This window comes from Bradyrhizobium sp. AUGA SZCCT0283, from assembly GCF_018130385.1.
Taxonomy (GTDB): domain Bacteria; phylum Pseudomonadota; class Alphaproteobacteria; order Rhizobiales; family Xanthobacteraceae; genus Bradyrhizobium.
The window spans coordinates 48,844-61,917 of sequence record NZ_JAFCLU010000029.1; the positions used below are offsets into that span (position 1 = coordinate 48,844).

At 63.0% G+C, this 13,074-nt stretch carries 11 protein-coding genes; 5 read left to right on the plus strand and 6 right to left on the minus strand.

What is annotated here, in order from left to right; genetic code table 11:
• Positions 1–7 precede the first annotated feature (7 nt).
• The 6 genes from JQ624_RS29950 to JQ624_RS29975 form a co-directional block, all read right to left on the minus strand.
• Positions 8–1,813, minus strand: coding sequence for a gamma-glutamyltransferase family protein (locus tag JQ624_RS29950; RefSeq protein ID WP_212422509.1), 1,806 nt, complete (start codon positions 1,811–1,813; stop codon positions 8–10).
• A 103-nt stretch (positions 1,814–1,916) separates the two neighbouring features.
• Positions 1,917–2,915, minus strand: coding sequence for an ABC transporter ATP-binding protein (locus JQ624_RS29955; RefSeq protein ID WP_212422510.1), 999 nt, complete (start codon positions 2,913–2,915; stop codon positions 1,917–1,919).
• A complete protein-coding gene (locus tag JQ624_RS29960; protein ID WP_212422511.1) occupies positions 2,912–3,910 on the minus strand; it encodes an ABC transporter ATP-binding protein in 999 nt (332 codons plus the stop codon). The genes JQ624_RS29955 and JQ624_RS29960 overlap by 4 nt, the downstream gene beginning before the upstream one ends.
• A complete protein-coding gene (locus JQ624_RS29965; protein ID WP_212422512.1) occupies positions 3,907–4,878 on the minus strand; it encodes an ABC transporter permease in 972 nt (323 codons plus the stop codon). The genes JQ624_RS29960 and JQ624_RS29965 overlap by 4 nt, the downstream gene beginning before the upstream one ends.
• Before the next feature lie 13 nt (positions 4,879–4,891).
• The gene (locus JQ624_RS29970) at positions 4,892–5,872 is read right to left on the minus strand and encodes an ABC transporter permease (RefSeq protein ID WP_212422513.1); all 981 of its coding nucleotides are present in this window, start codon (positions 5,870–5,872) and stop codon (positions 4,892–4,894) included.
• A gap of 207 nt (positions 5,873–6,079) precedes the next feature.
• Positions 6,080–7,675 carry an ABC transporter substrate-binding protein gene (locus JQ624_RS29975; RefSeq protein WP_212422514.1) on the minus strand — a complete coding sequence of 532 codons (1,596 nt, stop codon included), beginning with the start codon at positions 7,673–7,675 and terminating at the stop codon, positions 6,080–6,082.
• Positions 7,676–7,872: 197 nt separating this feature from the next.
• Between JQ624_RS29975 and JQ624_RS29980 the strand changes: the two genes are divergently transcribed.
• The 5 genes from JQ624_RS29980 to JQ624_RS30000 all read left to right on the plus strand — a co-directional run bounded on the left by JQ624_RS29980 (position 7,873) and on the right by JQ624_RS30000 (position 12,986).
• Complete coding sequence (locus JQ624_RS29980; protein WP_212422515.1) at positions 7,873–9,126, plus strand: FAD-binding oxidoreductase; 1,254 nt, start codon at positions 7,873–7,875, stop codon at positions 9,124–9,126.
• A 97-nt stretch (positions 9,127–9,223) separates the two neighbouring features.
• The gene (locus JQ624_RS29985; RefSeq protein WP_212422516.1) at positions 9,224–9,478 is read left to right on the plus strand and encodes a DUF6489 family protein; all 255 of its coding nucleotides are present in this window, start codon (positions 9,224–9,226) and stop codon (positions 9,476–9,478) included.
• Between the two features lie 6 nt (positions 9,479–9,484).
• Positions 9,485–10,279, plus strand: a complete 795-nt coding sequence (locus tag JQ624_RS29990) for an alpha/beta hydrolase (protein WP_212422538.1) — start codon at positions 9,485–9,487, stop codon at positions 10,277–10,279.
• A gap of 154 nt (positions 10,280–10,433) precedes the next feature.
• Complete coding sequence (locus tag JQ624_RS29995) at positions 10,434–11,981, plus strand: wax ester/triacylglycerol synthase family O-acyltransferase (protein ID WP_212422517.1); 1,548 nt, start codon at positions 10,434–10,436, stop codon at positions 11,979–11,981.
• A gap of 9 nt (positions 11,982–11,990) precedes the next feature.
• The gene (locus tag JQ624_RS30000; RefSeq protein ID WP_212422539.1) at positions 11,991–12,986 is read left to right on the plus strand and encodes an alpha/beta fold hydrolase; all 996 of its coding nucleotides are present in this window, start codon (positions 11,991–11,993) and stop codon (positions 12,984–12,986) included.
• Positions 12,987–13,074 lie beyond the last annotated feature (88 nt).

Here is a 13,074-nt window from a genome sequence, read left to right on the forward strand (position 1 = left end):
TCTCTAACTATCGTCCAGCCGCGTAGCCCTGCATGCCCCTGGGATTGGCGGCGGCGCGGCGGCGGCGGCCAACTTTGGAGGCTGCCGTGAGGCGGCCTTCCGACCAGTCGGGGCCGATCTCGACGACGTGGCCGCGGCCTTTAAGGGTGTCGATAGTTGCCTTCGGCACGCGGTTCTCGACCACGAGTACGCCGGGACGCGCGGTGCGCGGCCAGAACGAGATCGGGAAGTGTTCGGAGTGCCAGGCCGGCGCGTCGATCGCTTCCTGCAGATTCAATTTGGCGTGGACATGGCGCAGGAAGAATTGCGTCGTCCATTGATCCTGCTGGTCGCCGCCCGGCGAGCCCCAGGCCATGTACGGCTCGCCATCGCGCAGCGCCATGGTGGGCGAGAGCGTGGTGCGCGGGCGCTTGCCGGGCGCCAGCGCCGCCGGGTGATCTTCCTCCAGCCAGAACATCTGGGCGCGGCTGCCGAGACAGAAGCCGAGTTCGGGAATGACCGGCGAGGATTGCAGCCAGCCGCCGGATGGCGTCGCCGAAATCATGTTGCCGGCCTGGTCGATGATGTCGAAATGCACGGTGTCGCCGCGCACCTCGCCGAAGCGGCCGACGGTCGGCTCGCCCGCACCCATGGCGCCAACCGCCTCGCGATGGCCTTCCGCCCGGCGCAGCTTTACGATTGAACCGAAACCTTCGACCGAGCCCGGGATGAAATCGAGCGAGGCTTTGTCTTTCGAGATCAGCTTGCGTCGTTCGTCGTTGTAGGCATCCGACAGCAAGGTCGCGATCGGGATGTCGGTGAATTTCGGGTCGCCATAAAATTTCTCGCGGTCGGCGAAGGCGAGTTTTGCGCATTCGATCTGCAGATGGATGAATTCGGGGCCGGCGGGATCGAGCCCGTCGAGCTCAAATCCCTTCAGCAGCGCGAGCTGCTGCAGCATGACGGGCCCCTGGCTCCAGACGCCGGGCTTGCAGACGGTGTAGCGGCCATAGTCATAGGTCAGCGGCGCCTCGACGGTCGGCTGCCAGCGCGCTATGTCATCGGCCGAAAGCACGCCGCGATGCGGCGAGCCGCTGACGTCCATGACTTCCTGGGTGCGGCAGAACTTGTCGATCGCCTCTGCAACAAAACCCTGCGACCAGGACTTTCGCGCACGCTCGATCTGGGCGACGCGGTCGGAGCCGACGCTTTCGGCTTCCTTCAGGATGCGGGCGTAGGTTTCCGACAGCTGCTTGTTGGTGAATAGCGTGCCGGGCCTCGGCACCTCGTTGTTTGGCAGGTAGACTGCCGCCGATGTCGTCCAGTGATTGCGGAACAATTGCTCGACAACCTGGATGGTCGCCGAGGCCCGCTCGACCAGCGGATAGCCGTCGCGCGCATAGGCGATCGCGGGCTCCAGCACGTCGCGCAGCCGCATCGTGCCGTAATCGCGCAAGAGCAGCATCCAGGATTCGAACGTGCCGGGGACGCAGGCGGCGAGAAGTCCGGTGCCGGGCACCATTTCCAGGCCTTCGCTCTTGTAATGCGCGATGGTCGCCTTCGCCGGCGCGGGACCCTGGCCGCAGATCACCTCGGTGCGGCCGCGCTTGGTGTCGTGAACGATGATCGGCACATCGCCCCCGGGACCGTTCAGATGCGGCTCGACCACCTGCAGCGTGAAGGCGGTGGCCACGCCGGCGTCGAAGGCGTTGCCGCCCTTTTCCAGAATGCCCATGCCGACAGCGGTCGCGATCCAGTGGGTCGAGGTGACAACCCCGAATGTGCCTTCGATTTCCGGCCGGGTGGTGAACGGATCGGGATTGATGTTGCTCATGGGAATCCGATGCGGTGCAGGTATCGCGATGTGGGCGCACTTGACCACAGGCGAGGCTGGATGCCAACCGCTGGGATGCCACGCATTGCACCCATCTCCGTGATCATACCAGGGCGGTGGCCTCAACCGGATGGTTGACAGCATGGCAGGCGACGCCGTCGATCAGGACGGGCGCTTCCTTCCGGCAGAGATCGAAGGCCAGCGGGCAGCGCGGGTTGAAGGCGCAGCCGGGCGGCGGATCGATTGGATTGGGAATCTCGCCCTTGACCGGGATGCGCTGGCGGCCGGACATGGCCAGATCGGGAACCGCGCCGAGCAGCATTTTGGTGTAGGGCATCCGGGGATTGGCGAACAGCTCGCGCCCTTCCGCAATCTCGACGATGCGGCCGAGATACATCACCCCGATCCGGGTCGCCATATGGCGAACCACGGCGAGGTTATGGCTGATGAAAAGATAGGTCAGGCCGAACTTGTCCTGCAGGTCGCGCATCAGATTGAGGATCTGCGCCTGGACGGAAACGTCCAGCGCCGAGGTCGGCTCGTCGCAGACGATGAATTCGGCCTCGGACGCCAGCGCGCGCGCGATCGCGATGCGCTGACGCTGGCCGCCGGAAAACTCGTGCGGATATTTCAGGCCGTCGTCGGGATGCAGGCCGACGACGCTCAACAATTCACCGACGCGCGTTCGGATATCGCGCTCGCCCTGGATCAGGTCGAAGGCGCGGATCGGTTCGGAGACGATGGCATCGACCCGAAAACGCGGATTGAGGCTCGCATAGGGGTCCTGGAAGATCATCTGGATGCGGCGGCGGAGCCGCTGCCGCGACTGGGCCTGCCGCGCATTCGTCATCGACACGCCATCGATGATCACTTCGCCCGAACTCGGCGGAAGCAATCCCACCACCATCCGCGCCACGGTGGTCTTGCCTGAACCCGACTCGCCGACGAGCGCGAAGGTTTCGCCCTTTTTGATATCGAAGGTCACGCCGTCGACGGCCTTCAAGAATTCCAGATGGCCGCCTTCGAGGACGCGGTTGAGCCACGGTTTTGAGACGTCGAACACGCGGCGCAAGTTTCTGACATCGACAAAGGAGGCCGTCATGCCGCGGTCTCCTTCGCGTTTTCGTTCGGCGCGGTATCGAAGAGATGGCAGGCCACGGCGTGCGAGCCGTGCTTGATCGGTTCCGGCCGATCGACGCGGCAGCGGTCGAACGCGAAGGCGCAGCGCGGGTTGAACGAGCAGCCGGGCGGGATCGCCGACAGCCGCGGCATCGAGCCCGGAATCTGCACCAGCCGCTTGTCTTCGCCGGCCAGCGTCGGGATCGCGCCCATCAATCCCTTGGCATAGGGGTGCAGCGGGTTCTGCACCACGTCCTGCACCGGGCCAATCTCGGCGATCCGCCCCGAATACATCACGGCAACCCGGTCGGAGGTTTCGGCGATTACGCCCATGTCGTGGGTGACCAGCATCACCGCGGTGCCGTGATCGCGCCCGAGGCGCTTGATCAGCGAAATGATCTGCGCCTGCACGGAGACGTCGAGCGCGGTGGTCGGCTCGTCGGCGATGATCAGCTCCGGCTCGGCGCAGATCGCCAGCGCGATCACGACGCGCTGGCGCATACCGCCGGAGAATTCGTGCGGATAGGCGTCGATGCGCTTTTCCGGCGCGGGGATGCCGACTTCGGCCAGGAGATCGATGGCGCGTTTGCGCGCTGCGGTCTCGGACAGGTTCATGTGGGTCCGGATCGTCTCGACGATCTGGTCGCCGATCCGGTAGAGCGGATTGAGGCTGGTCAGCGGATCCTGGAAGATCATGCCGATCCGTTTGCCCCGGATGCGGCGGATTTCTTCCGGCGGCAGATGGTCGATCCGCATTCCCGACAGATAGATCTCGCCGCCCGCGATGCGGCCGGGCGGATCGATCAATCCGATTACGGCCAGTCCCGTGACTGATTTGCCGGCGCCGGATTCTCCGACCACGCCGAGCACTTCGCCCTTGGCGATGTCGAACGAGACGCCGTTGATCGCGCGCAGCGTGCTACGGCGGGTGAGGAATTCCACCTCGAGGTTACGCACGGAGAGAACGGGAATGGTCATCGGAGCTTTGGATTGAGCGCGTCGCGCAGCCAGTCGCCGAGCAGGTTGATGGAAAGGATCAGTCCCGCCAGCGCAATGCCGGGGAAGGCGACGATCCACCATTCGCCGGCGAACAGATAATTGTTGCCGATCCGGATCAGGGTACCGAGCGAGGGCATGGTGTCGGGCATGCCGGCGCCCAGGAACGACAGCGTCGCCTCGGTGATGATGGCGAGCGCCAGGTTGATGGTTGCGATCACCAGAATTGGGCCCATCGTATTCGGCAGCACGTGCCGGAAGATGATCTTGGGTGCGGGGAGGCCGATCAACTGCGCAGCCGCGACATAGTCCTTATTCTTCTCGACCATGACGGAGCCGCGCACGGTGCGGGCATATTGCACCCAGAAACTCAGACCGATTGCGACCACCAGCACCGCCAGCGTGCTCATGGCGTCAAGCCGGTTGCCGAATACGGATTTGGCGACGCCGTTGACGATTAGCGCGATCAGGATCGCGGGGAAGGTGAGCTGCACATCGGCGATGCGCATGATCAGCCCGTCGACCGCGCCGCCGACATAGCCCGCGATGAGGCCAAGCGTGATGCCGAGCGCGCCGGCAAAGATGACGCCGAGCACGCCGACCACGAGCGAAATTCGCAAGCCGTAAAGAATGGCCGAAAACACGTCGCGGCCCTGCTCGTCGGTGCCGAGCAGGAACGGGCTCTGGCCGTCGGCGGTCCAGAGCGGCGAGATTCGCGAATTCATCAATTGCAGTTGCGCCGGATCGAATGGGTTCTGCACCGCGAGCTGCGATGCAAAGATCGCCAGCAGGAAAAACAGAATGGTGACGGCCGCCGCCACCATGGTCATCCGGGAGCGGCGGAACGAGTAGAAGATGTCGCTGTCGAGCGCACGCTTCAGCCAGTTCCTGCCGGATCGCGACGTTTGCGCGCTCGGCTCTATTCGGTGTGGGACCACGGCGTCGGACATCGGGCGTCTCGCTTTAGGCCGGGCGGCTGATGGTCGAGCGCAGGCGCGGATCGACGATGGTGTAGAGGATATCGACCACCAGGTTGATGGTGACGAAGATCAGCGAGACCATCAGCAGGTAGGCCGCCATGATCGGGATATCGACATTCTGGACGGCCTGCACGAACAACAACCCCATACCCGGCCATTGGAAGACCGTTTCGGTGATGATGGCAAATGCAATTACCGAGCCAAACTGCAGTCCTGCGACGGTGATGACGGGAACCAGCGTGTTCTTCAGCGCATGGCCGAAATGGACTGCACGTGTGGTCAGTCCGCGGGCGCGGGCGAAGCGGATGTAATCGGTGCGGAGCACTTCGAGCATTTCGGCGCGCACCAGCCGCATGATCAGAGTCATCTGGAACAGACCGAGCGTGATCGATGGCATGATCAGCGCCTTAAGGCCGGAAAGGGTGAGCAGGCCGGTGGTCCACCAGCCGATCCGCACCACGTCACCGCGCCCGAACGAGGGCAGCCAGCCCAGCGTCACCGAGAACAGATAGATCATGAGAATGCCGATCAGGAACGTCGGCAACGAGATTCCGATCAGTGACACCGCCTGGAATATCTTGGTCAAAAACGTGTCGCGTCGCAACGCCGAATAGACCCCCATCAGGATGCCGAGCACCATGGCAAACACCGTGGCGCAGGCCGCGAGTTCCAGCGTCGCCGGCATCCGCTCCATCAACAGGGTCGAAACCGGCTGGCGGAATTGATAGGAGACGCCGAACTTGAATTGCGCGGCATTGGCGAAGTAGCGGGCGAACTGCACCGGGACGGGATCGTCGAGTCCGAGCGACTTGCGCACCGCCTCGCGCTCGGCGGCCGGCGTATCCAATGAGACGATCTGGTTGACGGGGTCGCCGGCGAAGCGGAACATCGAGAACGCGATGACGCCGACCGCGATCATGACGCCGATGGCCTGGATAGCACGGCGAAGAGTGAAAGCGAGCATGGATTCCTTTCACTGCTCTCTAGAGCATGCTTCAACTGAGTTGAATCATGCTCGTCGGTCATCTTCTTTGTTTGAGCATGATCTTTTCGGAAAACCGGTACCCACTTTTCCGGATCATGCTCTTGATGCGGCGGCGGACGTCGCTGTCGCCTGGAAACGAAAAGTCCCGGAAGCCGCTAAGCCGCCGGGACCTGTGTTGACGCCTGACTAGTCCTGTTTGGTCGCCCAGTACAGCAGGACCTGGTTGTCGGCGCGCTGGCTCAGCTTGACCTTTTTCGACACGCCCCACGCCAGCGCCTGCTGGTGCAGCGGGATATATCCAAAGTCCTTGGCGCCGATTTCGTACGCCTGCTTGATCAGGAGATCGCGCTTGGTCATGTCGGACTCCTGGAGCACCTTGTCGGTGAGTTCGTCGAGCTTCTTGTTGCAGTAGCCGCCGAGATTGGCCTCACCGCGGCTGGATTTCGGATCGTCGCGACAGCCCATGATGTCGAACAGGACGTTGTGGGAGTCGAGCGTGCCGGGTGTCCAGCCGAGCAGGAAGAACGAGGTCTGGTAGCCGCCGGGCTTCAGCACCTTGGCGAAATATTGCGCCTTGGGCTGTGCCAGCAGCGTTACCTTGACGCCGATGCGGGCCAGCATGCCGACGACCGCCTGACAGATCGCGGCGTCGTTGACGTAGCGGTCGTTCGGACAGTCCATCGTGACTTCGAAGCCGTCGGGATAACCGGCTTCGGTCAGAAGCTTCTTGGCGCCGTCGGGATCGAATTTCGGCCGCGTGAAGTCACCGGACAGCTTGAACAGTTGCGGGGCGATCATCAGTGCCGAGGGCGTCGACAGGCCGCGCATGACGCGGGTCTTGATCAGTTCGATGTCGACGGCCTTGAAGAAGGCCTCACGCACCTTGACGTCCTTGAACGGGTTCTTGCCCTTGATGTTGGAATAGAGCAGTTCGTCGCGCACCTGATCCATGCCGAGGAAGATGGTGCGGAGTTCCGGTCCCTTCAGCACCTGGGCGTTGGGGCTGGAATCGACGCGCGTGATATCCTGGATCGGAACCGGCTCGATGACGTCGACTTCGCCCGAGAGCAGGGCGGCCACGCGCGTGGCGTCCGAGCCGATCGGCGTGAAGATGATTTCTTTCAGGTTATGTTCCGCCTTGCGCCACCAGTTCGGGTTGGCCTTGAACACGGTCTTGACGCCGGGCTGATGGCTTTCGATCGAGAAGGCGCCGGTGCCGTTGGCGTTGAGCGAGGCAAAGCTCGGTGTCGTTGCCGCCGCGGGCGTCGGGTCGACGGAATTGTTCGCCTCGGCCCATTTCTTGCTCATGATGTACCAGGTGTCCCATTGCGAATTGAGAATGGGATTGGGCGAGGTCAGGATGAAGTCCACCGTGTAGTCGTCGACCTTGACGACCTTGGCGTCGGTGGGAATGCGGGTCTGCAGGTTCGAGCCTTTTTTGCGAACGCGGTCCGCCGAGAAAACCACGTCGTCGGCAGTGAAGGGGTCGCCGTTCTGGAATTTCACGTCCTTGCGCAGATGGAACCGCCAGCGGGTCGGCTCCGGCGTCTCCCAGCTTTCCGCCAAGGCGGGTATGATTTTCAGATCCCTGTCGCGGGCCACCAGGCCTTCGAAGACATGTCCGAGATGGGCGTGGGTGGTGCTCTCGTTCAGCGTGTACGGGTCGAGCGATTTGAGGTCGCCCTGGTTGGCGTAGCGCAGGGTCTGGGCCGATGCCGGGACCATCGCGAGCGCGATGATGGAAGCCGTAGCCGCTGCAAGCAAATTCCGACGTAACGACATTTGTTCGATTTCCCCGCTTTGATCAGCCATTTCCGCGACTAGCGGCGGATATTGCCGAGCCATGTTGCCAGAGTCCAGCCACCGCGCAAGCATCATTATCCCGCACCGCGTGCCGGTTTGCGCGGCGGTGCAGTAATGGCTAGCTTCACCATAAGCCGTGCGCGCAAGCACGGGACATTGAACTTTCGGAGTGCCGGATGGCGGAACTGAAGGCGGACGTTCTCGTCCTGGGTGCGGGCATGGTAGGGGTCAGCGCCGCCTTGCACCTGCAGAAACGTGGCCGGAACGTGGTTCTGATCGACCGGCACGAGGTAGCCGGCGAGGAAACCAGTTACGGCAACGGTGGACTGATCGAATGCGCCTCGGTCTTTCCCTACATGTTTCCGCGGGACTTGGGCCAGATCCTGCGCTACGCGTTACTTCGCGCGCCGCAGGTGCGTTACCATTTCAGGGATTTGCCGGCTTTCCTGCCGTGGCTGACACGGTATTTCCTCGCCTCGTCGCCGCAGCGTGCACTGCACAGTGCGATGGCCGAATTGCCCCTGATCCAGCGCAGCCTGATCGAGCATGAAGCGCTGATTGCGGAAGCCAATGTGCCTGATCTGTTGCGGCGGATCGGCTGGATCAAGCTGTTTCGCTCCGAGGTGACGCTTGCGGGCGCCGTGGGGGAGCTGGAGCGCGCCAGACAGTATGGGGTCGCGGGCGAGATCCTGGACACGGCGGCGATTAATGCGCGCGAGCCGCATCTGACCGGCGATTTCAGCGGCGGAATCCATTTTCCGACGCCGGGCTTCGTGCCGGATCCCGGCGGCCTGGCCAAAGCCTATTCGGCGCTGTTCGGCCGCAAGGGCGGGCGATACCTTGTCGGTGATGCACGAACGCTCGAACAGTCCGGCGGACGGTGGCGGGTGGCGACGCTGGAAGGCACCATTACGGCGCGCGACGTCGTGGTGGCGATGGGGCCGTGGTCGGATCAGATTTTTGCGCCGCTCGGCTATTCGATCCCGCTTCAGGTCAAGCGCGGCTATCATTTGCACGTCAAGCCGCGCGGCAACGCGGTCTTGAATCACCCCGTGCTGGACACCGATCTTGGCTATCTGTTGGCGCCGATGAACCGCGGCATTCGCCTGACCACCGGGGCGGAGTTTGCCCACCGTGATGCGCCGCCGACCCCGGTCCAGGTCGAGCAGGCCCTGCCGCGGGCGCATCGACTGTTTCCGCTGGGCGAGCCGGTCGACACCAAGCCCTGGATGGGTGCACGGCCCTGTCTGCCGGATATGCTGCCGGTCATCGGCAAGGCCCCCCGCCATGACGGACTATGGTTCGATTTCGGCCACCAGCACCACGGCCTGACGCTCGGACCCGCAACCGGCCGCCTGCTGGCCGAAATGATGACCGGCGAGACCCCGTTTGCCGATGCCAGGCCCTTTGCCGTCGAACGCTTTGGTTGACCATACCGGGAATTGAGATGCCCGGGGGCCGTGTCTTGTCCTTGCGCGATCAGGGTTATCGTGGCGATACTGCAACGAGCCAGCAAGAGGAGCGGTCATGAAAGTTAACGTCGAAATCGATTGCACGCCGCTGGAGGCCAGGCAGTTTTTCGGACTACCTGACGTCTCGCCGATGCAGACCGCCGTGATGGACAAGATGCAGCAGCAGGTGATGGCCAATATCGAAAAGGTTTCTCCGGAATCGCTGATCCAGAGCTGGTTCACGTTCGATCCCAAGATCGCCGAGCGGTTCCAGGATATGTTCGTGACCATGGCCGGCCTCGGCGCCATGGGTCAGAAGGACAAGAAATAAGTGGCCATCGCGGAAGGCGGCGCGGCGACGGAAGAGCAGCGGCTTCGGCCGCCGAGCCTGTTCCTGATGCTGGCCGAAACGAGGGCCTTGTTCGAACTGAACTCGAGCCTGCTGCTGTCGCCGCTATTGTTGAGCGCGCCGAAGGGCGACGGGCATCCGGTGTTGGCGCTGCCGGGCTTTCTCGCCAGCGATCTCTCGATGGCGCCGATGCGGCGCTACCTGAAAGAACTTGGCTACGACGCCCATGCGTGGAACATGGGCCGCAATCTCGGCGGCGTCGCTTCCAAGCGTGCTGCGTTGCGCGACCTCGTGCGGCGCATTCACGACCAGACCGGCCTCAAGGTCAGCCTGGTCGGTTGGAGTCTCGGCGGCGTCTATGCACGCGATCTCGCCCTGCAGATGCCGGACATGGTGCGCTCCGTGATCACGCTCGGCAGTCCGTTTGCCAACGACATCCGCGCGACCAACGCCACCCGGCTCTACGAGGCGCTTTCGGGGGAGGCCGTCGACGACAATCCTGAGATAAGAGAGGCGATCGCCGGTGATCTGCCAGTACCGGCGACCTCGATCTATTCCCGTACCGATGGGATCGTGAACTGGCACACCAGCCGGTTGCGTCCCTCCGAAACCGCCGAAAACATCGAGGTCCATCTCGCCAGCCATATCGGGCTCGGCGTCAACCCCGCAGCATTATGGGCGGTGGCAGACCGTCTGGCGCAGCCCGAGGGTGAATTTAAGCATTTTGACCGATCAGGACCATTTGCCATTGCCTACGGCCCCCCTGAAAATGCACAATCCTGAGCCAACGCCCCAAGCTTAAGGGCATAATCCCGAAAGATCCCCCCGCAATGGATGCGGGATGGTGAGAGGTTTTCGGATATGCTCCAATAACAAAGACATTCTAGACGCCAGAAGCGCCACCAAGGCGCCGCGTTTTCTACTGCGGGAGGAAAATATGGCGGACGCCAGGAAACTGTCTTCGATGGACGCGTCGTTTCTGTATCTGGAAACGCCCGAGATGCCGATGCATGTCGGCAGCATGGCGATCTTCCGCCTGCCAGAGAACTATAACGGCAACTTCTTCGAGGACTTCAAGGCGATGATCGCCTCGCGGCTGCACATCGCGCCGATCCTCAAAGCACGCCTGGAAAAGGCCCCGCTCGACATCGATCATCCGTCCTGGGTCGAGGACGACCAGTTCGACATCGACCGGCACATCTTCCGCGGTAGCCTGCCGGCACCGTATGACCGCGCTACGCTGGAGCGCATCGTCGGCTGGATGCACGCCAAGCTTCTGAACCGCGCCCGGCCGCTCTGGGAGTTCTACGTCTTCGAGGGCATGAAGGACAACGAGATCGGGCTTTATTCCAAGATGCATCACGCCTGCATCGACGGCGGCGCCGGCGCGGCGCTGACCAACATGATCTACGACGTCACCCCGGTGCCGCGCGTGGTCGAGCAACCGATCCCACAGGCCAAGGGCGGCAACGAGCCGCGCGACATCGCCGCGAACCTGATCGATTCCTACCAGCAGCTCTGGCGTCAGCCTTTCGACGGTTCTTCGACGCCGAAGACCCTCGACCTGCCGCGCTCGGGCAAGAGCGATCTCGGATCGATCCTGTTCGACAACGCCATGTTCCAGATCGAGAGCGCGGTGAAGTTCGCCGGCAGCATTCCGGCGATGCTCAAGAGCGTCTCCGACGTGGTCGGCAAGATCTCCGATCCGAAGTCACGCGACAGCATCGCCAGCATGGTTTCGCCGCCGACGATTTTGAACAAGGCGATTTCGTCGGAGCGCAGTTTCGCCGGCACCTCGATCTCGCTGTCGCGGGCCAAGGCGCTCGCCAAGCTTTCCGGCGGCAAGCTCAACGATGTGGTGCTGGCGCTGTCCTCCGGCGTGGTCCGGCGTTATCTGTTGGAGCGCGGCGCCTTGCCGGCCAAGTCGATGACCGCCGCGGTGCCGATCTCGCTGCGCGAGGAGGGCAACACCGAGGCCAACAACCAGGTGTTCGGCATGATCTGCTCGATCGCCACCAATATCGAGGACCCGAAGGCGCGGCTGGAGGCGATCATCGCGCAGTCCACCAAGTCCAAGGAGATGTCGCATCCGCTGCGGGCCTTCATGCCGCAGGTCTCCAACGTCTCGATGCTCGGCGCGCCGATCCTGGTGCAGATCCTGGCGCTGCTCTACAGCCGCTCGGACCTGTCGAACGTGTTGCCGCCGTCCGCCAACATCACGGTGTCCAACGTGCCGGGGCCGCGGCAGACGCTGTATGCCGCGGGCGCGGAATTGCTGCACATCTTCCCGGTGTCGATCTCGACCCACGGGATCGCGCTCAACATCACCGTGCAGAGCTACCGTGACCAGCTCGATTTCGGCTTCATCGCCGGCGCCAACATCATTCCTCATGTCCAGGTTCTGTGCGACATGCTCCCTCGCGAATTTGAAGCGCTGGAGGCGGCGTTCGCGCCGCCGTCGAGCATGACCAGTGCTGCTGAATAGGGTCTGGTGATGATTGAAATGCCGCCGCTGCAGTTCGCCCAGGTGAACGGTATTCGCATGGGCTATTACGAGGCGGGGCCCAAGTCCGACACGCCGCCGCTCATCCTGTGCCACGGCTGGCCGGAAATCGCGTTTTCCTGGCGTCACCAGATCAAGGCCTTGAGCGAGGCCGGCATCCGGGTAATCGCGCCGGATCAGCGCGGCTATGGCGCGACCGACCGGCCCGAGCCGGTCGAGGCCTACGACATGGAGCATCTGACCGGCGACCTCGTCGGACTGCTCGACCATCTCAAGATCGAAAAGGCGATCTTCGTCGGCCACGACTGGGGCGGTTTCGTCGTCTGGCAGATGCCGCTGCGTCATACCGATCGCGTCGCCGGCGTGATCGGCGTCAACACGCCGCATTACGACCGCCTGCCGGCCGATCCGATCGAGCTGTTCCGCAAGCGGTTCGGCGACAGCATGTATATCGTTCAGTTTCAGGATCCCGCCGGCGAGCCCGACAAGATCTTCGGCAGCCGCGTCGAGCAGACGTTTGACGCCTTCATGCGCAAGCCGCCGCCGCGCAAGGATGACGCCTCGGCCGCGTCGTCTGTTGCGGGTGTCGGCGCATCGGCCAAGACCAATCTGGCCTTTCCGCAGATGATCGCCGCCTACGACGCGAAATTCGATCCGCGCACGCCGATCCTGTCGCCGGAAGAAAAGAAGGTGTTCGTCGATACTTTCACCAGGACCGGCTTCACCGGTGGCATCAACTGGTACCGCAACTTTTCACGCAACTGGCAGCGCTCGGAAGGCCTCGACCATACGGTGCGCGTGCCGTCGCTGATGATCATGGCCGAGAACGACGCGGTGCTGCCGCCATCGGCCGCCGACGGCATGGAGAAGATCATCCCCGATCTGGAAAAATATCTCGTGCGCGACAGCGGGCATTGGACGCAGCAGGAAAAGCCGGACGAGGTCAGCGCCAAACTGATCGAATGGCGTAAGAAGCGGTTTGGATAGGGCATACAGGGCAAGGCGTCATTGCGAGGAGCGCAGCGACGAAGCAATCCATTCTTTCATTCCGCTGAGCGATGGATTGCTTCGCGGA